Annotated in this window: 18 protein-coding genes; 6 read left to right on the top strand and 12 right to left on the bottom strand. The window is 57.2% G+C overall.

Annotated features, from left to right (window positions below; translation table 11 throughout):
- Positions 1–109 precede the first annotated feature (109 nt).
- Positions 110–745, top strand: coding sequence for a TetR/AcrR family transcriptional regulator (locus WA411_RS17240; RefSeq protein ID WP_291908342.1), 636 nt, complete (start codon positions 110–112; stop codon positions 743–745).
- 21 nt (positions 746–766) lie between these two features.
- On the opposite strand, the gene astB is transcribed toward WA411_RS17240, so the two are convergent.
- From astB to WA411_RS17210, 6 genes are all read right to left on the bottom strand, one after another.
- Positions 767–2,107, bottom strand: a complete 1,341-nt coding sequence (gene astB, locus WA411_RS17235; RefSeq protein ID WP_291908340.1) for an N-succinylarginine dihydrolase — start codon at positions 2,105–2,107, stop codon at positions 767–769.
- Between the two features lie 14 nt (positions 2,108–2,121).
- Complete coding sequence (astD, locus tag WA411_RS17230; RefSeq protein ID WP_291908339.1) at positions 2,122–3,597, bottom strand: succinylglutamate-semialdehyde dehydrogenase; 1,476 nt, start codon at positions 3,595–3,597, stop codon at positions 2,122–2,124.
- Positions 3,585–4,685: an arginine N-succinyltransferase gene (gene astA, locus WA411_RS17225; protein ID WP_291908337.1), complete on the bottom strand. Its 1,101-nt coding sequence runs from the start codon at positions 4,683–4,685 to the stop codon at positions 3,585–3,587. Before astA ends, astD begins: the two co-directional genes overlap by 13 nt.
- Before the next feature lie 52 nt (positions 4,686–4,737).
- Complete coding sequence (locus tag WA411_RS17220; protein WP_291908335.1) at positions 4,738–5,757, bottom strand: arginine N-succinyltransferase; 1,020 nt, start codon at positions 5,755–5,757, stop codon at positions 4,738–4,740.
- A 9-nt stretch (positions 5,758–5,766) separates the two neighbouring features.
- Positions 5,767–6,981: an aspartate aminotransferase family protein gene (locus WA411_RS17215; protein ID WP_008169240.1), complete on the bottom strand. Its 1,215-nt coding sequence runs from the start codon at positions 6,979–6,981 to the stop codon at positions 5,767–5,769.
- A gap of 99 nt (positions 6,982–7,080) precedes the next feature.
- Complete coding sequence (locus WA411_RS17210) at positions 7,081–8,541, bottom strand: exonuclease domain-containing protein (RefSeq protein ID WP_291908332.1); 1,461 nt, start codon at positions 8,539–8,541, stop codon at positions 7,081–7,083.
- A 162-nt stretch (positions 8,542–8,703) separates the two neighbouring features.
- Here WA411_RS17210 and WA411_RS17205 point away from each other — a divergent pair, with 162 nt between their 5' ends.
- Positions 8,704–9,840: a DcaP family trimeric outer membrane transporter gene (locus WA411_RS17205; protein ID WP_209400116.1), complete on the top strand. Its 1,137-nt coding sequence runs from the start codon at positions 8,704–8,706 to the stop codon at positions 9,838–9,840.
- 428 nt (positions 9,841–10,268) lie between these two features.
- Here WA411_RS17205 and aceF read toward each other — a convergent pair whose 3' ends face one another.
- Both aceF and aceE read right to left on the bottom strand, forming a co-directional pair.
- On the bottom strand, positions 10,269–11,930 hold the full coding sequence (gene aceF / locus WA411_RS17200; RefSeq protein ID WP_291908329.1) for a dihydrolipoyllysine-residue acetyltransferase: 1,662 nt from the start codon (positions 11,928–11,930) through the stop codon (positions 10,269–10,271).
- Between the two features lie 10 nt (positions 11,931–11,940).
- Positions 11,941–14,604, bottom strand: a complete 2,664-nt coding sequence (gene aceE / locus WA411_RS17195) for a pyruvate dehydrogenase (acetyl-transferring), homodimeric type (protein ID WP_291908327.1) — start codon at positions 14,602–14,604, stop codon at positions 11,941–11,943.
- 667 nt (positions 14,605–15,271) lie between these two features.
- Here aceE and WA411_RS17190 point away from each other — a divergent pair.
- Entirely contained in the window at positions 15,272–16,636 is a 1,365-nt protein-coding gene (locus WA411_RS17190) for a KamA family radical SAM protein (protein ID WP_008169234.1), read from the top strand.
- A 48-nt stretch (positions 16,637–16,684) separates the two neighbouring features.
- Here WA411_RS17190 and WA411_RS17185 read toward each other — a convergent pair whose 3' ends face one another.
- The 3 genes from WA411_RS17185 to trxA all read right to left on the bottom strand — a co-directional run bounded on the left by WA411_RS17185 (position 16,685) and on the right by trxA (position 18,243).
- Positions 16,685–16,918 carry a hypothetical protein gene (locus tag WA411_RS17185; protein ID WP_291908324.1) on the bottom strand — a complete coding sequence of 78 codons (234 nt, stop codon included), beginning with the start codon at positions 16,916–16,918 and terminating at the stop codon, positions 16,685–16,687.
- A gap of 63 nt (positions 16,919–16,981) precedes the next feature.
- A complete protein-coding gene (locus tag WA411_RS17180) occupies positions 16,982–17,308 on the bottom strand; it encodes a hypothetical protein (protein ID WP_222465370.1) in 327 nt (108 codons plus the stop codon).
- A gap of 71 nt (positions 17,309–17,379) precedes the next feature.
- The gene (gene trxA / locus WA411_RS17175; RefSeq protein WP_291908322.1) at positions 17,380–18,243 is read right to left on the bottom strand and encodes a thioredoxin; all 864 of its coding nucleotides are present in this window, start codon (positions 18,241–18,243) and stop codon (positions 17,380–17,382) included.
- Between the two features lie 207 nt (positions 18,244–18,450).
- On the opposite strand from trxA, the gene lon reads away from it, so the two are divergent.
- On the top strand, positions 18,451–20,901 hold the full coding sequence (gene lon / locus WA411_RS17170; RefSeq protein ID WP_291908320.1) for an endopeptidase La: 2,451 nt from the start codon (positions 18,451–18,453) through the stop codon (positions 20,899–20,901).
- A gap of 28 nt (positions 20,902–20,929) precedes the next feature.
- Here the strand turns inward: lon and WA411_RS17165 are convergent, their stop codons facing one another.
- Positions 20,930–21,424 (bottom strand): MarR family winged helix-turn-helix transcriptional regulator, encoded by a 495-nt coding sequence (locus tag WA411_RS17165; protein ID WP_069181897.1) that lies wholly within the window; start codon positions 21,422–21,424, stop codon positions 20,930–20,932.
- A gap of 165 nt (positions 21,425–21,589) precedes the next feature.
- Between WA411_RS17165 and WA411_RS17160 the strand changes: the two genes are divergently transcribed.
- Both WA411_RS17160 and WA411_RS17155 read left to right on the top strand, forming a co-directional pair.
- A complete protein-coding gene (locus tag WA411_RS17160; protein ID WP_136631386.1) occupies positions 21,590–22,498 on the top strand; it encodes a tetratricopeptide repeat protein in 909 nt (302 codons plus the stop codon).
- Between the two features lie 152 nt (positions 22,499–22,650).
- Positions 22,651–23,763 carry a branched-chain amino acid ABC transporter substrate-binding protein gene (locus tag WA411_RS17155; protein ID WP_064230016.1) on the top strand — a complete coding sequence of 371 codons (1,113 nt, stop codon included), beginning with the start codon at positions 22,651–22,653 and terminating at the stop codon, positions 23,761–23,763.
- Positions 23,764–23,870 lie beyond the last annotated feature (107 nt).

Raw genomic sequence — 23,870 nt, 5'->3', positions numbered from 1 at the left:
CGATGGTTGATTTAGACATCATGTCATTCTTTGACATTTTGTCAATAATCGGGTTTGATTCGTTTTCAGGTATCCTATGCCTGCTGTTGCCAACCAACCGGATGATTGAATGAGCGAACCGCTGAAAACCCGCCGTGAGCGAGAGAAACAGGCCCGTTACGACACCATTCTGGATGCTGCCGAACTGGTGTTCTCCGAGAAGGGCTACGAGCGCACGTCCATGGACGACATCGCCCGAACCGCCAGTCTCAGCCGGGCCTTGCTGTACGTGTACTTCAAGGACAAGGCAGCGATACAGCGGGGCATCATGCTCAGGGCGGGACACAGCCTGTTCCGGCGGTTCGAAGAGGCAAGACAGACCGCCGACAATGGTCTGGCCCAGATACGGGCAATGGGGGAATCCTATTATCGCTTCTATCTGGAGGAACCGGATTACTTCTCGGCGCTGACCAAGGCATCCACAGCCATGGCCGAGGCCGATGAAAGCCAGGCTGAGGAAATGCTGTGCTCGAAATCAGACCTGATGGAGCTGATGGTGGGGGCAATAGAGCTGGGACTTGAGGACGGCACCATGAACCGGGACCGGATTACCGACCCCGTTCAAACCGCTTTGTATCTGCGCGGGGCCCTGCACGGGGTGATATTGCTCTGCCAGTCGGAAATGGGCGAGGGCAACCCGGAATTTGCGGCCGAGCAGTTGATCCGACACACCATGGATATGCTGACGTCGTCGATCTCAGCGTGACGGGCCCCGGCTCAACAACTTCTAGAGCTGGAAATCATAAATGGAACCGAGGCCCATAATCCCGGTTAACTCGTCCAGGGCTTTGCGGACCTCTTCCAGCAACATCGGATCGCCAAGCTCATCCTGGCTGAGCTCATCCCGATAGTGGGCTTCAACCCAGGTGATCAGACGCTCGTAAAGTTCGTCAGTGAGCAGCACGCCCCGGTTGATAGCCCTGAGCTCCTCGTCATTCAATACCACTCGCAAACGCAGACAGGCAGGCCCACCGCCATTGCGCATGGACTGTTTAACGTCAAAAACTTCGACCGAGGTAATCGGCCCACCGGACTTCACCAGGTTATCCAGATAACGGCTGACAGAAGCCACTTCCCGACACTCGCCGGGCACCGCCAGCAGCATGCCATCCGGCGTGTTCAGTAACTGGCTGTTGAAGAGGTAGGACGCCACCGCATCGTCCAGTGGCACATCGGCACTGCTGACCCGCACCGCTTCCAGCTCGGCGCCAGTCAGGCGCTCACGGATATCCGCCAGCACCTGTTCTTCGTCGAGGAACGCCATGTCATGGTAGAAAAGGGTATTGCCGTTACCGACGGCAATCACATCGTTATGAAAAACACCGCCATCAATGGCCTCCGGGTTCTGCTGGGCAAAGACCACATTACGATCCTTGAGCCCATGCAGTCGCGCCACCGCCTGGGAGGCTTCCAGCGTCTGCCGCGCCGGGTATTTCTTCGGTGCCGGCGCCTGTTCGTTGAATCCAATCTGGCCGTACACGAAGAGTTCCACACCGGGTTCGCCGTAACCGGCGCACAAGCGGGTGTGGTTGGCGGCGCCCTCATCCCCAAAGTGGCTCACGGATGGCAGTGCCGGATGGTGGGCAAAGTAGCTTTCGTCAGCAAAGATGGCCTTCAGGGAACGCCCAGTCACGGTATGTTCGATAGACCGGTGAAACTTGGCGCTCAGGTTGGCCGGGGTGAAATGCACGCGGTGATCTGACGTGTCAGCACTCGGCGACACGGTGGCCGCATTGGCCGTCCACATCGGTGACGCCGACGAGACCGCCGCCAGTATCGATGGACTGGATTTGGCCGCCTGTTCCAGCACTTGGGCATCCGTCCCTTCAAACCCCAGGGCACGAAGGGTGGGAATGTGCGGGCGTTCATGGGGCGGCAAAATCCCCTGCACATAGCCCCGGTCCGCCAGGCGCTTCATCTTGGCCAGGCCCTGCAATGCCGCTTCCCTGGGATTGGAGACGGAACTGACATTGGACTTGGAGGCCACATTTCCCCAGGACAGCCCTGCGTAGTTGTGAGTCGGGCCAACCAGGCCATCGAAGTTTGCTTCAACCGCGTGTTTCACCATGGCACTGGGTCCCGTTAATCGAAATTGAGGCCGGGTGCCAGAGACTCTGGCAACTCACTCTTGCCGGCCTCCAGAGACGCCATCGGCCAGGCGCAGTAGTCGGCGGCATAGTAGGCGCTCGGGCGATGGTTACCGCTGGCACCAACACCACCGAAGGGTGCGGCACTGCTGGCGCCGGTCAGTGGCCGGTTCCAGTTCACAATGCCGGCACGCACTTCCTCCACCAACCGTTCATAGAGTTTCCGGTCATCTGTCAGGATACCCGCGGAGAGCCCGTAGCTCGTATCATTGGCCAGCTCCAGGGCGTCGTCAAAGCTTTTGTAGCGATACACCATCAGCAACGGCCCGAAGAATTCCTCATCAGTGACGTCGAGCCCGGTGGCATCAATGATACCCGGGGACAACAGGCCGGTTCCCGATTTCAGGGATTTCATTTCCAGCAGGGATTTGCCCCCCTTTTCAAGCAGGCTGGCCTGGGCCGCCAGGAGTTTGTCAGCGGCTTCCGCGGAAATGACCGATCCCATGAACGGCTGCGGATCTGCATCGAATTCACCCACCTTGATGCGTGCGGAGACTTCCACCAGCCGCTCGAGGAACGCGTCGCCCTTCTTGCCCTTGGGCACCAGCAGTCGACGGGCGCAGGTGCAGCGCTGGCCGGCGGACAGGAATGCCGACTGTAGGGCGTGATGCACGGCGCCATCCACATCGGCCACGTCCTGCACGATCAGCGGGTTGTTGCCGCCCATCTCCAGGGCCAGGATCTTCTCCGGCTGACCGCCAAACTGCTTGTGAAGCAGGTGTCCAACGGTTGAACTGCCGGTAAAAAACAGGCCATCGATTCCGGGATGATTGGCCAGGGACTTGCCAGTCGCCGAGTCACCCTGCACGAGGTTGACCACTCCATCCGGAATGCCAGCCTTCTCCCAGAGTTTCACCGTTAGTTCGGCGACACCGGGGGTTAGCTCGCTCGGCTTGAACACCACTGTGTTACCGGCCAGCAGAGCGGGCACGATGTGGCCGTTCGGCAGGTGCCCCGGAAAGTTATAGGGGCCAAATACCGCAACAACGCCATGGGGCCGGTGCCTGAGCACCGCGTGCCCACCGGCGACATCGGATTCGGATGTACCAGTGCGGTCATTGTAGGCTTTCACCGAAATGCCGATCTTGCCGATCATTGCCGCCACTTCGGTGCGGGATTCCCACAGGGGTTTGCCAGTTTCCAAACCGATCTGATGGGCCAGCTCTTCCTTGTGAGCTTCCAGCACCTCACCAAAGGCTTCGACTACGGCCTGACGTTCGGCAAAGCTTTTGCGCTGCCACTTTACAAAGGCATTGCGGGCCTCGCGAACGGCCGCATCCACATCTTCAAGGTTGGCGCTTTCACCATCCCAGATTGTCTCACCGGTGACCGGCTGGACAGATTCGAATATCGGCCCATGGCCCTGCAGCCAGAGCCCGTCGATAAACAGTTCACCTGTCAGCTTTGCCATTTTGATGCACCTCCCGGTACTGAACTTCTATAAGTATTTTTGGTCAGCATCCCCGAGTCTTTCAAGGGGGCCAGACGAACCGGATCACCCGATTCAATCTGCAACGCCTCGGCCACTTCCGGCGGAAGGCTGACGGTATCCGGTCCTATGCAATCTATCGGCAGGGTGGTCACCCGGAAGTCCCGGAATGAGCGGTTCGACACCATCACCCGCTCGTCGGCAGGCACGTTAAGGTTCACTGGCTTTCGAGTAACCATTGCGTGCCGGTTCATGCCTTCCCTCACCGTGCGGATGTTGTGCACGAAGGCTTCGACCACGGGGCCACCATCGAAAATGTCCACCAGCCCGTTAAAGTTGAACCCCTCTGATTGAAGCATGCGAAGCGCTGGCGCGGTGTTGTCATGAACCCGGCCAATGACCGCCCGGGCCGAATCCGGCAGCATGGGCAGGTAGATCGGGTACTTGGGCATCAGCTCGGCAATAAAGGATTTGTTGCCCAGGCCAGACAGCATGTCCGCCTCGCTGAATTCCATGTCAAAGAACTTGGTCCCCAGCGCGTCCCACAACGGGCTTCGACCCTGGGCATCGGACACGCCGCGCATTTCCGCGAACACTTTTTCCGAAAAATGCTTGCGAAACTCATCCAGATACATGAACCGGCACCGGGAGAGCAGCAGCCCGCTGCCCCCGCCTTTGTATTCATCCGACAGCAGCAGCGAGCAGATTTCGCTGGTGTCGGTCATGTCGTTGGACAGGTGCAACGTGGGTGTCCGTACATGCACACCCAGCTCTTTAGAGGCATTCACCGTAACGCTCAGGCGGTAATTGTAGAACACCTCGTCCAGACCAACCCGGGCTTGAATACCACTGATCCCAACGGTTTTTTTGCGCTCGATATCCTCAAGAGCAAACAGATACAAACCTGCTTCCGGCGCAATGCGCTGATTGAACGTCTCACGGGCGTGATTGATTTTTTTCTGGAGGAGCTCTCGGTCCGCCGGCAAGGTGGTCAGCCCTTTACCGGCACCCTGGGCCATGGCGTACAGGTCATCCAGATCGTTTTCCTGTAACGGGCGAATTACCAGCATAAGGTCGCCTCCCCGAGATCGACAGCTACAAACTTTGTCATTCCCAAGCTCGTCATAGCGGCGCAATCCTTACCCGGTCGCCCGCGGTACTGTTCAACGCCTTCCAGGTCGAAACCGGAACCTTGAGTTTGTCGTCCAGAGTTTCAGCGACCGGTGTGAGGGTGCAGCGAAACTGCTCCCGCTCGCCAGCAGCGATCAGACAGGTTTCACCCACATCCTCATTACTGCCATGAAGCTCCTTGGGGCGGCTGGTCACCAGGGTTTTCAGGCTGTCGGTGCGCCCCTCCAGAACCGGGCCGGCATCAAAAATGTCCAGAAAACTGCCCGGTTGGAATCCCTCCCGCTGAAGTAGCTCAAAATTGGGCACGGTTATCTGATGCGGCTGCCCCATCGCCTTCTGGGCAGCCTCACTCAGCAGCGTGACATAAATGGGATTCGGGGGCATGAGCTCGGCGATGAAGGTCTTGCTCAGCTGACCGGAGTACTGGTCTGCCGTCTCGAAATCCATATCAAAGAAATGCCGGCCAAGACTGTCCCAGAAGGGCACGCTGCCATCCTCCAACTGCACTCCCTGGATTTCCACCGCCATCCGCGGGGTAAACCATTCCCGATGATCGGCAATAAACAGAATCCGGGCACGGGATAGTAATTCGAACGCGTCGGTATTCTGGAGTTCGGGCCGTATGGAGAACGAACACAATAGCGAGACATCGGTAAGCGAATGAGAGGGGTAGAGCACCTCCACCCGGCGCGACACCCCCAACTCATGAGAGGCATGGATCAGGGCATCCCGACGGTAACTGTAGAAGGGCTGGCCATTGCCGGCGAGGGCATCAATGCCGGCGGTGCCAGCAATGTCTCCGGTCTCGGTGTTTTCCAGCACGAACAGAAACCTGGGCGGGTCGTCTTCGGCGCTGATCCTGCCGGAAAAAGACGCCAGGGATTGCTCGATCTTGTAGGCCAGGGCATCGCCCTGCTTGGGCAGAGTGGAAGAAAGACGGGCACACTGGGTGCCCGCCATGGCCAGAATCTGGTCCAGATCATCCGGCCGAGCCGGACGTACCAGCCACATAAAATCTCCTTAGGCCGCCAGTTTTTTCACCGCCGCTTCGAAACGTTCGAGGGCTTCGTCAATGTCTGATTCGGGGATAATCAGGGACGGCGCCAGACGGATCACATTCGCGCCGGCCACAAGTACCATCACGCCCTCTTCCAGGCCGGCATTCAGAAAATCCTTGGCCTTGCCCTGCCATTTTTCGGTCAGCACACAACCGAGCAGCAGACCGGCGCCACGAACCTCACTGAACACACCGTAGCGCTCACCAATATTCATCATACCCTTGCGGAGTTTGTCGGAACGGGCTTTCACGCCCTTGAGAATCTCCGGCTGGCTGACGGTGTCCACCACCCTCTGAGCCACGGCGCAGGCCAGTGCGTTACCACCGTAAGTGCTGCCATGGGTACCCACACCCAGACTGGCGGCAACCTTGGCCGTCGTCAGCATGGCCGCTACCGGGAAGCCACCGCCAAGCCCCTTGGCACTGGAGAGAATGTCCGGCACCACGTCGTACATCTGATAAGCGTAGAAGTGGCCACTTCTGCCCACACCAGACTGCACCTCATCAAACACCAGCAACGCGTCATTTTCATCACAAAGCTCGCGCAGCCCCTGGAGGAACGCCTGGTCGCCGGGCATGACGCCACCCTCACCCTGAATCGGCTCCACCACCACGGCGCAGGTTTTGTCCTTGGAGATGAGCTTCTTCACCGATTCCAGATCGTTGAACTCGGCGTGATGAATACCGCCAGGCGCGGGCTCGAAGCCTTCCAGGTATTTCGGCTGGCCACCCACGCTCACGGTGAACAGGGTTCGCCCGTGGAAGGAATTCTTGAACGAAATGATCTCGTTCTTGTCTTTGCCAAAGTGCTCCCAGGCGTAGCGCCGGGCCAGTTTGAAGGCTGCTTCGTTGGCCTCGGCACCGGAATTGGCGAAAAACACGCGCTCGGCGAAGGTGAGGTCACACAAAGTCTTTGCCAGGCGCAGGGCCGGCTCGTTGGTCATCACGTTGGACAGGTGCCAGATTTTCTCGGCCTGATCGTGCAACGCACCCACCAGTCCCGGATGGGAATGGCCCAGGCAGGTCACTGCAATGCCGCCCTGGAGATCAATGAACTCGCGGCCTTCCTGATCCCAGATCCGGGAGCCCTCTCCTCGCACCGGAATAATGGAACCGGGAGCGTAGTTGGGCACCATGACTTCATCGAACAGTTCGCGGCTGACGGGGTCTTTATTCATAAATCTCTCTCGGGAAAGCGGCTAAGCACATAAAAATAGTTGAGTGACCACACCAGACAAGTAAGTAGGTGTGCGGACTCTTGCACCATAATACGCCACTCAAGGCATAAGAACATCCGGTTCCCCGATGGCCGGCAATTCAATCACCCTGTGCGGCATGCTCCCAGCCTTGGTCCTGTCCAACAGCGTGCCGATCAAAAGCTTGTAGGAGTCCAGATCAAAGGTGACCGCCTGGCCGCGGAGAGAAAGATCCTGCAGCTCGTTTTCGTCATGCAGGGTAGCCACGTGCATCCAGTTATAAACCACCAGGATATCCGTGCGGCCGGTTCGGGCATTGCGCTCGACAATCCCAACCGGGCCTTTCCAGGGCCAGGTTTTCAGCCGCAGGCTGTGAAAAGCAATCTGTACCCTGAGATTGTAGCGCTCGACATTCTCGAGCTCTTCGCAGGCGCCCTTGCAGCGCCCCAGCGAACGCTGAAAACAAGGCCCTTCGTTTTCGGGCTCCAGCCCGAGCAGTCGATTGCACAGCTCGTTCGTGGCCGCGATGCCGCTCAAGGCACGCTCGGCATCCCGTTTGCTGCGGAACAAACCGAAATAATCCCCCAACCGGTGCGGCTCGATCTCACGAACCAGCCGAGCCTGCAGATACCCTGCCTCGTTTTTCGAAAGCTCGATGCTCACCAGATTCTTGGCGGCCCGGGACCGACGATTGAACAGGGGCTTCAGCGTCTTGATCTGTTTGAGTTCGAGAAGAAGCGCTCCAAGCTCCCCGGCCGTTTCTGTGCACTCGACGCGACGGAGGCTCTCGGACATCCGCACACCCCGGGACGAGTTATGATCGCCGGAAAAGTGCGACGCCACCCGCTGGGCAATGTTCGTGCTCTTGCCCACATATAAAAGCACATCGTTCTCACCGTAAAAGCGATACACCCCCGGTCCCCGAGGAAGATCCTGAAGGATATCCGTTGGTAGATGGGAGGGAATACTCGGCCGTTGCAGCAAATCCCTCAGCGCACTTTCGAATCTCTCATTCCCCTTCTCTGCACGGGCATGCTCGAAAAACGACAGCATGGCCGAGACATCCCCCATGGCTCGATGCCGCTGAACCTGGGCAAGACCATGACGGGCTATCAGAGCATCCATGTTGTGACGCCGGAATTCCGGGTAGAGCCTTCGGGAAAGCTTCACCGTACAGAGCACCTTCGCCGAGAAAAGACGCTCCAATCTGCGAAACTCGGATTTTATAAAACCGTAATCAAAGCGGGCATTGTGAGCGACAAACACCTTGTCCTTAAGCTGTTCCTCCAGCTCGTCCGCTACATCCGCAAACAGCGGCGCATCCGCCACCATGTCATTGGAGATGCCGGTAAAGTTCTCGATAAACGGGGAAATCCGCGTCTCCGGATTCAGCAGCGTCTGCCACTCGCCCACTACCTCACCGGCCCTCCAGAACCGGATACCAATCTCGGTAATCCGGTCCCGGGCTGAATTGCCGCCGGTGGTTTCAATATCAAGAAACGCGAACGTGGCTGACTCAAGAACTGTACTTTCGGATGCCATAGAACAACTTTACGCCTCGCTGGCAACTGCAGATGTCTGTATATGAACGAAAAGCAGTTATAGACATTCGTCTAATTTCTGCATGAATTTATTTGAATTGTCACGAATTCGTAACTACCTTGTTTTTGGGTCCAACAACAAAAATGTGTGGAGACAACAACGATGCAAAGCAACAAACTGAGATTGGCAATTCGTGCGACGGCAGCAACAGTAGTAATGGGGGTTGCCTCTCAAGCGAGCGCACTTACGCTGAACGTAGGTGACGACACCGAAGCGAGCCTGTACGGCTACGCTCGTCTGAACATGAGCTACGATCTGGACGGCAACCGCGCTGTTTCTACCCGCGCCGGTACTTTCGCTTCCTCCGCTAACGAAGACGTTGAAGGTCACTTCGGCGCCGACGTTCAGCAGAGCCGTCTGGGCGTCAAAGTCAAGCACGCTTCTGGCGTAGCGATTACCGTGGAAGGTGACTTCCGTGGTTCAGGCAACGGCGCAGGCAGTCTGCGTATGCGTCACGCCTACGGCGAATACAACGGATTCATGGCCGGTCGTAACTGGTCCAACTACACCAGCTTCGTAGGTAACACCCCGACTCTGGACTTTGACAGCCTGGCTGGTACAGCCGGCAGCCAGGATCGTACCGAGCAGGTTCGTTACACCACTGGCGCTCTGTCTTTCTCACTCGAAGACCCGAGCTCACAGGGTGTTTTGGGCGCAGGCGGCAACACCCGCACTTCCGCACCAGCCCTGACCGCTCGCATTCAGGATTCTGCCGATTCACTGTCCTACGCTGCTGCAGCGCTGGTTAGCCAAGTCACTGCTGACGATGGCACCAATGATGACAGCGCGATGGGCTTCGCAGTATTTGGCGCGGCCAAGTTCGCCCTGAGCGACATGATCTCGATCCAAGGCGCTGCAAACTACACTGACGGTGCCAACGGTTATCTGTGGCGCTCTGGCAGCAACTATTTCGGCCCAAGCGCCTATGTCGACGGCAACAGCGTTGAGACCATTGAGGGCTACGGCTTCTCAATCGGTACAAGTGTAGCTCTCGGCGGTGGTCGCAGCATCAACCTGGGCTACGGCACTACTATGCTGGACCTGGACGACGCGATTGCTGCAGGTGCAACCACCAATGCTGACGCCGAATCCAACCAGAACGCGTTCCTGAACTACATGTGGTCTCCGGTATCCAACGTCATGTTCGGCGTTGAGTACGGCTACTTCGATCAGGAAACTGTTGCCGGTGATTCTACCGACGCAAACCGTGTTCTGTTCGCAGCGCAGTACAGCTTCTAATCCTTCCGTTAGAAGTTAGTTAACTCAGCAGAAACCCCGGCTCCGGCCGGGGTTTTTGTTTGGGCGGAATTAAGAGCAGAACGCTACACATATTGCTGGCCGCCAGAACCAGCAAAGAGGAATGTCCGGAAAATAACTTGTTACCTTGCGTCGAGATAGGCGTGGGTGGAAAAGCGATCAGGAAGGAGCCAGAACGACAAAGGCCGGAACGGCTTTTCAGAACTGTAGAGGGCCAGGGATGGCCCGAAACAAGCACACAGGGGTTCAGCCGAGCGTTTATGAAGCGAAGCTTCATGCGAAAGCTGAACGACTGCAATCTGAGACTGCAGGCTGGACCCGCTTGCGGGTGCTTGTAGCGTGTTCTGAAAAGCCGTTCCGGCCTTTGTCCCGCCGCCCAACCTTCAGGCTGGGCGGCAGCGAGCTTCACATCACAACAGAAGGGTGCGAATGTCCCCAAGAAGCTGACTGAGCACCGTCGTAAACCGGGCCGCATCAGCCCCATTCACCGCACGGTGATCGTAAGACAGCGACAGCGGTAGCATCAGGCGGGGCTGGAACTCCTTGCCGTCCCAAACCGGCTTCATCGCCGCTTTGGACACCCCAAGGATCGCCACCTCCGGCGTATTCACGATCGGCGTAAATGCCGTGCCGCCAATACCACCGAGACTCGTGATGGTAAAACAGGCACCCTGCATTTCTGCCGGCTTCAGCTGCTTGTCCCGGGCCTTCTGGGCAAGCTCGGCGCTTTCCGCCGCCAGCTCCCACAAGCCCTTCTTGTCCACATCCCTGATCACCGGCACCATCAGCCCATGGGGCGTATCCACCGCAATCCCGATGTGAATGTACTTCTTGCGAACCACCTCCTTGCGCTCCATGTCCAGAGACACATTGAACTGGGGCAGTTCCGCCAGCGCCGTGGCACAGGCCTTCAGCAGGAACGGCAGCGGCGTCATCTTCACGCCCTTCTTCTCGCCGGCCGCTTTCTGGGCCTTGCGGAAATCCTCCATATCGGTGATATCCGCATCCTCGAACTGGGTTACGTGAGGCACGTTCAGCCAGCTGCGCTGCATGTTATTGGCCGTGGCGAACATCATCCGCGACATGGCCTCACGCTTCACTTCACCAAACTGACTGAAGTCCGGCAGCTTGACACCCGGAATACCAGAACCGGTAGCAACGCCAGTACCCTGCTGAGCCTGCTTGAGCTGGCTCTTCACGTAGGCATGGACATCGTCCTTGATAATCCGGCTCTTGGGGCCAGAGCCCTTGATGCGGGCCAGATCGGCACCCAGTTCCCGGGCCAGCTTGCGCACGGCCGGGCCAGCGTGGACCTTGGCGCCTGGCGTGGGAGGCTCATAGGTTGCACCCTGGGGCTCGGGCGCTGACTCTGCCTCCTGTTTCGGCTTCTCTTCGGACCTGGGCTCAGGCTTCTCTTCCTTCGCCGGTTCCTCAGACGCGGGCGCCGAGGCTTCTTCCTCTTCGCCACCACCTTCCTGAACCGTCATCTCCAGCAGTTCATCGCCCTCGGAGAGCTTGTCGCCCTCGGATACCAGGATCTTGCCCACCTTGCCCGCATAGGGCGAAGGAATCTCCATGGTGGCCTTGTCCGATTCCACTGTTACCAGGGGATCGTCGGCCTCAATGGTATCGCCTTCAGCGACGTTGATTTCTATCACCGGGACATTGTCGAAACCATCCAGCGCAGGAACCTTGACGGTCTCCTTGCGGGAGCCGCCAGAAGCCTTCTTCGGAGCTGGCTTGCTCTCTTCGGACTTCTCTTCCTGCTTTGCTTCTTCCTTTTCCTCGGCCTTTTCCTCGGGCTCGTCGCTGCCGGCGTCGTCAGAGCCACCGGCGCTGGCTTCCATCATGCCAACAACATCACCTTCTTTTACCTTGTCACCCACCTTTACGGTGATCTTGGTGATCTTGCCGGCACCGGGAGACGGCAGTTCCACCGAGGCTTTGTCTGACTCAACCGTCAGAATCGGATCTTCTTCCTCAACCGAATCCCCTGCGCTGACAATGATTTCGATAACCTCGACCTCATCCGCACCGCCGAGATCCGGAACCTTGATTTCCTGTTCACTCATGGCGGACTCCTTAGCTCAGCACCGGGTTCGTTTTGTTGCGATCGATTCCGTACTTGCGCATGGCTTCGAGAACCACATCGTTCTTCACCTCGCCATCCTGAGCCAGGGCTGACAGCGCGGTGACAGTTACGTAGTAACGGTCCACTTCGAAGAAGCTGCGCAGCTTCTCCCGAGTGTCGCTGCGGCCGAAGCCGTCGGTACCCAGGGTCAGATAGGTTTTCGGGATGAACGCCCGGAGCTGCTCGGAGTGCAGCTTGATGTAATCAGTGGAAGACACCACCGGCCCGCTCTGCTTTTCCAGACACTGGGTAACGTAGGCCTTCTTGGGCTTGTCATCCGGGTGCAGGCGATTCCAGCGATCAATGTGCTGGCCTTCACGGGCAAGCTCGTTGAAGCTGGTAACACTCCACACATCGGAGGCAACACCCCAGTCATCCTTCAGCATCTGGGCCGCCGCTCGAACCTCGTTAAGGATCGCACCAGCGCCAAGCAGCTGAACCCGCGGGGTTTTCTTGCGTCCCTTGGTTTCCACCGACTCGAACAGATACATGCCCTTGATGATGCCGTCTTCGCAATCCTTGGGCATGGCAGGCTGTTCGTAGTTTTCGTTTTCGATGGTCAGGTAGTAGAAGACGTTCTGGTTGTCCTCGAACATCTCTTTCATGCCCTTGCGCAGCACCACGGCCATTTCGTATCCGTAAGCCGGGTCGTAGGCCTTACAGTTGGGAATGGTGTTGGCCAGCACATGGCTGTGACCATCCTGGTGCTGCAGGCCTTCGCCGTTCAGAGTGGTTCGACCGGCGGTACCGCCGATCAGGAAGCCTCGGGCCTGGATGTCACCGGAGGCCCACGCCAGGTCGCCAACCCGCTGGAAGCCGAACATCGAGTAGAAGATGTAGAACGGAATCAGCGGGAAGTTGTTGGTGCTGTATGACGTGGCCGCTGCCATCCAGGCGGCCATTGAGCCATCCTCGTTGATACCTTCTTCAAGGATCTGGCCTTTCTTGTCTTCCCGGTAGTACATGATCTGGTCACGGTCTTCAGGAACGTACTTCTGCCCTTCGGCCGTGTAGATACCGAGCTGCCGGAACATGCCTTCCATCCCGAAGGTACGGGCTTCGTCGGGCACGATCGGCACCACGCGCTTACCAATACGCTTGTCCTTGGTCAGTGCCGTCAGGATACGAACGAAGGCCATGGTGGTAGAAATCTTCCGGTCGCCGGAACCGTCCAGGACCGCCTTGAAGATGTCCAGATCGGGAATCTGAAGTGGCTGGCAATCCTTCCGACGCTTGGGATAGAAACCACCCAGCTCCTGCCGGCGCTTCTTCATGTAGACGATTTCCGGACTATCCGGCGCTGGCCGGTAGTAGGGCACATCCTTGAGCTCTTCGTCTTTCAACGGCACCGCAAAACGGTCGCGGAACGATTTCAGCTGCTCGATATCGAGCTTTTTCAGGGAGTGAGCTGTGTTCTGCGCTTCACCGGCCTCACCAAAGCCGTAGCCCTTGATGGTGTGGGCGAGGATAACCGTCGGCCGGCCGCCATTCTTGTGAATGGCATGGTGGAAGGCCGCGTAGATCTTGTACGGATCGTGACCGCCCCGGTTGAGCTTGTTGATCTCCTCGTCGGAAAGCCCCTCGACCAGCTTGGCCGTTTCCGGGTACTTGCCGAAGAAGTGCTTCCGGGTATAAGCCGGGCCGTTGCTCTTGAAGTTCTGAAGGTCGCCATCACAGACCTCGTCCATGACCCGCTGCATCTTGCCGTCCTTGTCCTGCTCGAACAGGGGATCCCAGTGGCGACCCCAGACAACTTTCAGGACATTCCAGCCAGCGCCCCGGAAGACACCTTCAAGCTCCTGAATGATCTTGCCGTTGCCACGTACCGGCCCATCCAGACGCTGGAGGTTGCAGTTAACAACGAAAATCAGGTTGCTGAGGTTTTCCCGGCCGGCCATGGAGATGGAACCCAGGGTTTCCGGCTCGTCGCACTCGCCGTCACCAACAAAGCACCAGACCTTGCGATCGCCCATCTCGATGAGTTCACGGCTGTCCAGGTACTTCATTACGTGGGCCTGGTAAATCGCCTGAATCGGACCAAGGCCCATGGAAACTGTTGGGAACTGCCAGTAATCCGGCATCAGCCAGGGGTGCGGATAGGAAGAGAGGCCCGTGCCGTCTACTTCCTCGCGGTATTTGTCGAGATCTTTCTCGTCGAAACGGCCCTCAAGGAAGGAGCGCGCATAAATGCCCGGGGAAGAGTGGCCCTGGAAGTACACAAGGTCGGACTCGCGCTTTTCGTCGCCGCCGTGGAAGAAATAGTTGAAGCCAACATCGTAGAGGGTGGCTGCCGAAGAAAACGAGGAAACATGCCCGCCGAGATCACCGGGACGCTGGTTGGCACGCATAACCATGGCCATGGCATTCCAGCGGATCAGGGAGCGGATTCTGCGCTCCATAAAAAGATCGCCAGGCATCGGCGCCTGCTGGGAAACCGGAATACTGTTCCGGAACGGCGTGGTTATGGAATATGGCAGTTCGGTTCCATCGCGGCTCGCCCGCTCGGAAAGCCTCTCAAGAATATACTTGGCCCGGTCTACGCCTTCGTTCTCGATCAGAGATTCCAGCGCATCCAGCCATTCACTGGTTTCAATGGGATCATCGTCCTGGTACATCAAACCCTCCCCTTGGCATCAAAAAGTGCAGCGCCGCCACGATCAGCAGCCGGGCGCGTTGCGGTGTCGATAAGCTGCGATGGAATGCAGTGTTTTGTTATGGGTATTTTCAGCCTGACAGGTGTACCGGCTACCAGTACACAGAACCTGTACAAAGCATAGAACAGCTTTCACACTTTTCCTGCCTGATCACCTCGGTTTCACGGGCTTTTGGCCCCGGGGATGACCGGCATGCCGGCAAAGTGCGTGGATTAGAACACCCGGTTTAGTAGTATTTTTACTACATTTCGACCATCTAATTCAATCAAAGCCCCTCAAACATCCTTTTGGAGCGGGCTTCTTTCGGTTACTTACGGAAGAATGACCGTTTTTGGACCAACAGACAACCAGATTGCGACCAATGTCGTAGCATTCGTATCAACCCGAAAATTGATTACCACGCTAAACGATCTTCTCGCCGCTATTCGCCGATCATTCAGAACATTTAGCGCTTTTTATTGAATTTTCGACTCTTCGCTCCCGGGCACCTCTTCGATTTATCGCGGCTTTTTAATTAGACCTGAAAATATTTCCGGATTTATGTATACTCGCCTGCCTGATTTTTAACCACCGAAGAAAAAGTGGTCGGACCACTTTTTTTGTCATTGGCATCAATAGAGGGCGATCTATGAACTCCATCGTCACCTTTCCGAACCGGATTCCCACTACGGAGTTCGAGGAACGGCGTTTCAAGGTCTACACGGACCGCCAGCTCGACAAGATCGAAGTCATTCAGAATCTCCCTGAGGAGACCCTGTTTGAAATGAAAGTGGTAGCCAGCGTGCTGCCGTTCCGGGTCAACGAGTATGTGATCAATGAACTGATCAACTGGGACAAGGTACCCAATGACCCGATCTATCAGCTTGTTTTTCCGCAGAAAGGGATGTTGAAGGACGAGCATTACGAGCGCATGGCGAAACTGCACCGGGAAGGTGCCGATAAGAAAGAGATCCAGGCCGTCGCCAAGGAAATCCGGGACGAACTCAACCCGCACCCGGCCGGCCAGATGGAAATGAACATGCCGGAGCTCGACGGTGAAGTTCTGGACGGCGTTCAGCACAAGTATCGCGAGACAGTGCTATTCTTCCCGGCCCAGGGCCAGACCTGCCATTCCTACTGCACCTTCTGTTTTCGCTGGGCGCAGTTCGTGGGTGACAAAGACCTGAAAATGGCCAGTACCGAAGCGGAAAAGCTTCATGGCTACCTGCAGGAGCACACCGAGGTCACCGACCTGCTGGTCACCGGTGGCGACCCCATGGTGATGAAAACCAAGAACCTGGTGCAGTATCTGGAACCGCTGCTACAGCCGGAGTTCGATCATATCCAGACCATTCGCATCGGCACCAAGGCCCTCACTTTCTGGCCCTACCGCTTCGTGACCGACAAGGATGCCGATGAGCTGATCGACCTTTTTGCGAAACTGGTCGACGCCGGCAAGCACGTCGCCATCATGGCCCACTACAACCACTGGCAGGAAATCACCACCGAGATTGCCGAAGAGGCCATCCGCCGTATTCGCGCCACCGGTGCCGAGATCCGTGCCCAGGGCCCGCTGATCAAGCACGTCAACGACGATGCCGACGCCTGGGCAAAGCTGTGGAAGAAAGAAGTGCAGCTGGGCATCATCCCCTACTACATGTTTGTAGAGCGGGACACCGGCGCGAAGAACTACTTTGAAGTGCCTCTGGTCGAAGCTTTCCACATCTACAGGGAAGCCATGAAGAAAGTCAGTGGCCTGGCCCGAACCGCCCGCGGCCCCTCCATGAGCGCCGGCCCCGGCAAGGTGGAGATCCAGGGGATTACCGAAATCAACGGCGAGAAGGTGTTTGTACTGCGCTTCCTGCAGGGCCGCAACCCGGACTGGGTTCAGCGCCCATTCTTCGCCAAGTACAGCGAGACGGCCACCTGGTTGCATGAGCTGGAACCGGCCTTTGGAGAAGAGAAATTCTTCTTTGAAGATGAGTATGAAGAAATGAAGAAAGGGAACGGTTAATCGCCAGCCTCTCTGAAGCGGCCCCGTGGAATGGGGCCGCTTGCCTGTTCAGCGATTTGATCGACGCGCCTTCCAGCTGGGGATGACCCGGAACACCAGCGCGCCAAACACCGCTCCGATGATTACGATCAACGCGACCTGAAGGCTTCCATTGTCCATCGCACCCTCATTCAGGGTTTCTGCCGTTACCAGACCTCCGATCAGGAGCCATGGCGTCAGAAGAATCAGCGCGCTCAATGACAGGAAACGTTTGATTCGATGATTGTCTTTTTGCTTAGGCATAGGACCCTCTCCAAAAGAATGAGCTCATAATTACCAACGGAGACGGCCATTGGATCAGGTGCGTTATTTCTGCCGGACAAACTTGGGCACGAACCCCTCCGGCTTGTCGCTCAACCACTCAACAAACGTCCGCAATTCTTCCAGCTCCAGCAGCTTTTCCCGGGTATTGAAGTACAGTCCCAGCTCGTATTCCGAGCGAGCCTTATGAATGGCGTTGTGGCAGGGGCGGCACACCCACAGCGTGCGGGTGATCAAATCTTCCTTGGTGAACAGTTTCTGGAACCGCTTTTTTCGGTGCAGGTGCTTGGGTATCAGGTGGTGTCGGGTGAGTTTGGCAACCGGGCGTTCGCAGAGTTCGCAGTTGTCGGGTTGGGGAGGTAGTTTGAGCATTGCGGAAATACCAGTCGGGTTTCGCCCATGGCTCCACCCGACCTATGTTGTATTTGGCCAGCGCCAAACAATCAGTGCATCAGGGTATAGAGCTTCCGGCGATAGGTCCTTACGTCCGGGTTGTTGTTACCCAGCTTGTCGAACAGTTCGATCAGCGTTGTCTTGGCCACTTCGTCTTTGTACTTGCTGTCCACCTGCATCAGGCGAATCAGCAGGTCCATGGCCTCGGCGTTGTTTTCCTGTAGTACGTGATGAAGTGCCAACTGGTGCAGTGCGTTCGGATCCTTCGGGTCTTGCTCCAGTGCCATTTCCAGATCCTTGATCGGTGGCAGCTCGGCCGACTGTTTGAGAAACTTCACCCGGGCAGCCAGCTGTTTGGCCTGGTGCTGCATTTTCTCTTCCGGCGGCAGGCTTTCCAGCACCTGCTCAGCGGTCTCGATATCACCCATTTCCGCCTTCAACTGGGCCAGGTCGATCAGGACTTTGAGATTTTCCGGGTCCTCCTGGTTCATCTGGGACAGGATAGCCAATGCTCCCTCCACATCGCCTTCTTCCCAGATCCGATGCGCCTTTTCATAGGGATCTTCCTTGGGGGCTTCCACGTGTTTGTCCAGAACCTTGCGGATTTCGCTTTCCGGCAGGGCACCGTTGAAGCCATCCACGGCCTGGCCATTCTTGACCAGGATTACGGTCGGTAGGCTACGCACACCAAGGCTGGAGGTGAGCTGTTCCTGCTCGTCGGCGTTCACCTTGGCCAGCATGAACGCACCCTGGTAGTCCTCCGCCAGTTTTTCCAGCAGGGGCATCAACTGTTTACAGGGGGCACACCACTCGGCCCACACATCCACCAGGATGGGCGTGCTTGCAGAGGCTTCCATCACCTTCTGCTGAAAGTTTTCCATGGTGGCGTCAAAGATGTAGGGAGAGTTGCTCATGCAAGGCACCTGAAAAGTCGAATGATTCGTTCGGAGTTGCCAGAAACATGGGGCCAACTCCCCGAAATTCAAGCGCCAAACGGGCTAACCCAAGTCCTTGAAATCACCGTATCTGCCGTTACATAGCTAGTAAGCAACACGCCGGGACAATCACTCCGCAGCCTGTCCCGGGCCGATTCACAACCTTTCCGGATGGACACTCGCGGCATGAATGACGAGACGCAAAACGATTCTTTTGAGGAATTCGAAGAGGACGTGACCGAGTACATTGGCAAGGACGAGCATAGCAAAAGCCTTGCCCTGCCCCAGCAGATGATGCCCCGGCGCATGTACGTGCTGCCGGTTTCGAATCGGCCTTTCTTTCCGGCCCAGGTACAGCCGATAGTGGTAAACCAGAACCCGTGGCAGGAAACCCTGAAAAGGGTCGGTGAGACTGACCACAAGGTCATGGGCATCTGCTTCGTGGAAGAACCGGACGCTGAAGAAGGCGTCCCGGCCAGTGAGCAGCTGGAGACCATTGGCTGCGCCGTGCGTGTGCATCATGCCCAGAATGACAGTGGCAAGGTCCAGTTTATTGCCCAGGGGCTTCAACGTTTCCGGATTGTCCAGTGGCTGCGTCGTAAGCCACCGTATCTGGTGGAAGTTGAGTACCCGGCAGAACCGGAAGAAGACGCCGACGAACTCAAAGCCTACACGCTGGCCATTATCAGCGCCATCAAGGAGTTGCTACGTACCAACCCACTCTATGGCGAGGAGGTAAAACAATACCTGTCCCGATTCGGGCCGGACGACAGTTCACCTCTTGCCGATTTTGGCGCCTCAATGACCAGCGCTCCAGGCAAAGAGTTGCAGGATGTGCTCGACACCGTCCCCCTGCTCCGCCGCATGGAGAAGGTTCTTCTGCTGATGCGCAAAGAGCAGGAAGTTGCCCGGCTGCAGTCGGAAATCAGCGAAGAGGTGAACGCGAAAGTCCAGAAGCACCAACGCGAATTCTTCCTGAAGGAACAACTCAAGGTGATCCAGCGCGAGCTGGGCATGGCCAAGGACGACAAGACCGCCGATGTCGAGCGCTTCCAACAGCGGATGGCGGAACTCAACCCGCCCGAGGCCGTGCAAGAGCGCTTCAACGATGAAGTCGAAAAATTGCAGGTGCTGGAGCAGGGCTCGCCGGAATACGGTGTCACCCGTAATTATCTGGACTGGCTGACGCAGGTGCCCTGGGGCATCCATTCCGAGGACCACTTCGACCTGGCGAAAGCCCGGCAGATTCTCGACCGGGACCACGACGGCCTGGACGATGTCAAAGACCGCATCATCGAGTTTCTGGCTGAAGGGACCTTCAAGGGCGAGGTGAGCGGTTCCATTCTGCTTTTGGTGGGCCCGCCAGGTGTTGGCAAGACCTCCATCGGTCATTCCGTGGCAGACGCACTGGGGCGGAAATTCTACCGTTTCAGTGTGGGCGGCATGCGCGATGAAGCTGAAATCAAAGGCCACCGCCGCACCTACATCGGCGCCATGCCGGGCAAGTTTGTCCAGGCGCTCAAGGATTCCAAGGTGGCCAATCCGGTGATCATGCTGGATGAAATCGACAAGATCGGTGCATCCTTCCAGGGCGACCCCGCGTCAGCCCTGTTGGAGACACTGGATCCGGAACAGAACCGCGACTTCCTGGACCACTACCTGGATGTCCGCATGGACCTGTCCAAGGTTCTGTTCATCTGCACCGCCAACCAGCTCGACACGATTCCACGACCACTGCTTGACCGGATGGACGTGATTCGGCTGTCCGGATACATCGCGGAAGAAAAGCTGGCCATCGCCAAGCACTTCCTGCTGCCGAGGCTGCTTAAACGGGCCGGGCTGCTGAAGAAACAGCTCAACATTACCGACGCCGCTATCAAGCAGATTATTGAGGGCTATGCCCGCGAAGCCGGTGTGCGAAGCCTGGAGAAGCTGCTGCACAAGGTGATTCGCAAGGGCATCGTGAAGCTGCTGGAGAGCCCGGACCAACCTGTGAAGGTGGGTGTATCGGATCTGCAGAGCTACCTGGGACAGCCATCGTTCAAGAAGGAGAAGTCTCTCAAAGGCATCGGCGTTGTCACCGGACTGGCCTGGACCGCCATGGGCGGGGCCACACTGAGCATCGAAGCATCCAGAATCCACAGCTCTCAGCGCGGCTTCAAACTGACCGGTCAGCTGGGGGATGTGATGAAGGAGTCCGCCGAGATCGCCTACAGTTATGTGTCATCCAACCTCAGACGCTTCAAGGGCGACCCGACTTTCTTCGACAAATCCTTCGTGCACCTGCACGTACCCGAGGGTGCCACGCCCAAGGACGGCCCCAGCGCCGGCGTCACCATGGCCACCGCACTGCTGTCCATTGCTCGCAAGGAAGCGCCGCAGCAGAACATCGCGATGACCGGCGAGCTAACCCTGACCGGACAGGTACTGCCAGTGGGCGGTATTCGCGAGAAGGTTATTGCGGCGCGTCGGCAGAAAATCAGTAACCTGATCCTGCCGGAAGCGAACCGGGGCGACTACGAGGAACTGCCGGAGTATCTCAAGGAAGGGCTGTCGGTAAACTTTGCCAAACACTACAACGATGTGTTTCAGGTGTGTTTTGGCAATAAGCCCAAGAGCGGGTCTTCGGTGCATTAATATCAGGAGAAAGCCTGGCTCATTGGAGTCAGGCTTTTTCTTTCCAACCGTCGTCCTTCAATACCGACCCCACGGTCAACACCGGTGATGCATCAATATCGTCGGCATCCATCATGTTGGCCACACGCTGGAGCGACGCCAGAATCATGGTCTGCTCCCACTCGGCCAGACTCTGGAATTTCTGGATGAAATCCTCCTGGAGCGGATTCGGAGCCCGGGCCAGCAAATCCGCCCCCTCATCGGTCAGGTGGGCATGCACTTTTCGCTTGTCTTGGGTGCTGCGCACGCGATAAACCAGATTCCGGTGCTCCAGACGATCCAGAATCGTCGTTACCGTTGCCTGGCTGAGACTGACCTTTTCTGCAATGGTGCCGATGGTCACCTCGCCCAGATCCCGAATCGTTCTCATGATGAGCAGTTGGGGCCCTGTAAGCCCGGCATGCTTGCTGAGGCGCTTCGAATGAAGGTCCGTCGCCCGGATAACGCGCCTGAGAGCTACCAGCACATCTTCATAACTGTTCACAACAATACTCCGATTCGGTCACGGGAATTTCTTTATACCCCTAACTATTAGAGGTCTTTGCACCCGGGATTGCAAGTCAGGGAGTTTCCCGGCATTTTTTCGGCCAGCCACTATGCTAAGGTTTCCCACTTGTTTCACTTACGACAAACGGACGGAATACGCCCGATGATCAAGTTTTTCCTGCCTTTTCTTTTCATGATGACATTCGCCGGCACCCTCTACGGTCAGGATGAGCTGGGCCCCGAGAAAGAGCTCACTGCAGAAGACCTGGAAGAGAGCATCAAGACGCTGGAAGAGCCCATGTACACGCCCTTCGTGGAACTTTATCTGCTGGAAGAGAGCAAGGCGCTTCGCAAGGAGATGCAGAACACCCGCGCAGAACTCATTGAAAAGGTGGTCGACAAGGAACTGTCCGTTGCCGACAAAACCATGTCCTACGCGACCGATACGGTTACCTACTTCTTTTACTTGATCGCGGGCGCCACATCCATTCTCGTGGTTATCGGCTGGAACTCCATCCGGGATATGCGCAACCAGCTCACCAGTCTGGCGGAAAAACGGGTCAACGAGCTGGTGGTTGAATACGAGAAGCGCCTCGAATCCATCGAAGAACAGCTGAAGCAGAAATCAGACATCATCCACCAGAACCAGGCGGAGATCGAGCGCACCAACGAAGTGCACTCGCTGTGGCTCAAAGCCAGCCAGGAAACCTCCCAGCAGAACAAGATTGCCGCCTACGATCAGATTCTGGACCTTCGCCCCGACGATGTGGAAGCGCTGAGTTACAAGGCAGACGCTGTTCTGGAAATGCAGGAACCGCTCTGGGCCATCAGTCTTTGCCAACGGGCACTGAAGCTTGCACCGGATAATGGCCACGCGCACTATCAGTTAGCATGCGCCTATGCAGAGATCGGCCGTTGGGAAGACGCCGTCAGCACTTTGAAGAAAGCTATTGAAATTTCGGAGGCATACCGCGACGATGCATCCGTAGACGTCAGTTTTGACCAGCTCCGCGAACACGAGAGCTTCCGCGCGCTGGTTTCCCAGGATGAAGAAGACGGCACGGATGCGTGACACCGCTCAGAGCGGCACGGGATTTGCCTTTGCAGACAGGCCCGTGTTCCGGAGCAAGCGCCACCCGTCGGCTTGACAAGCAGCGAGGTGTGGTGTTTGTTTAACTCTCTGAGAACACAAGAATAACCCTGAAATAAAACAGGACAGACTCAATGAGAACTTCAGTAAAAAAACTCGTAACCGCTGTTAGCACTTCCGTTGCCCTGATGGGCGCTGGCCACGCCGCTGCAGAAATCCAGATCGGTATTGCCGGCCCCATGACTGGCCCCGTTGCCCAGTACGGTGACATGCAATTCTCCGGCGCCCGCATGGCGATTGAGCAAATCAACGCCAATGGCGGCGTGATGGGTGAAGAGCTGGTTGCCGTGGAATACGACGACGTGTGTGACCCGAAGCAGGCCGTGACCGTTGCCAACAGCCTGGTCAACGACGGCGTGCGCTTCGTGATCGGCCACCTGTGCTCCAGCTCCACCCAGCCCGCCTCTGACATCTACGAGGATGAAGGCATCCTGATGGTAACCCCGGCTTCCACCAGCCCGGAGATCACCGAGCGTGGCTATGAGCTGGTATTCCGTACCATCGGTCTGGACAGCATGCAGGGACCAGTTGCGGCCCGCTACATCGCATCTCAGAGCCCTGAGCGCGTTGCTATCGTTCACGACAAGCAGCAGTACGGTGAAGGTATTGCCACCGCCGTTCGTGACACCCTGAAGGACGCTGGCGTTGAAATCGCCATGTTTGAAGGCATCACCGCCGGCGACAAGGACTTCTCCTCGCTGGTAACCAAGCTCAAGCAGGCCGACGTGGATTACGTCTACTACGGCGGTTACCACCCGGAGCTGGGTCTGATTCTGCGCCAGGCTGACTCCGCTGGCCTGGATGCCCGCTTCATGGGCCCCGAGGGCGTGGGTAACAAGGACATCAACACCATCGCCGGCGAAGCCGCCGAAGGCCTGCTGGTAACCCTGCCACCTGCATTCGACCAGAAAGCTGAAAACCAGGCGCTGGTGAAGGCATTTGAAGACAAGGGCGAGGATCCTTCCGGTCCGTTCGTTCTGACCTCCTACACCGCGGTTCAGCTTGTTGCCGAAGGCATTGAAGCCGCTGGCTCCACCGATCCGTTCGATGTTGCCGCTGCTCTTCGCGAGGGCACCTTCCAGACTCCGATCGGCACCGTTGAATACGACAAGGCCGGCGACATGAAGTCATTCGAGTTTGTTGTGTACGAATGGCATTCAGATGGAAGCAAAACTCCGGTAAACTAAGCCAAATCGTTAACAAACGGTAATCATGAGAGCACCTTCTCACCGCGATCCGGGAGAAGGTGTTTTTCTAGGCTCCTGTTGATCCTCCCCCACTTCCTGCACGGTTA

Origin of the sequence: Marinobacter sp. CH_CUG1437-1 (assembly GCF_037029655.1) — a bacterium.
GTDB classification, from domain to species: Bacteria; Pseudomonadota; Gammaproteobacteria; order Pseudomonadales; family Oleiphilaceae; genus Marinobacter; species Marinobacter salsuginis.
The sequence above is the reverse complement of the archived record's forward strand: the minus strand, read 5'-3'. Positions and strand labels throughout refer to the sequence as shown.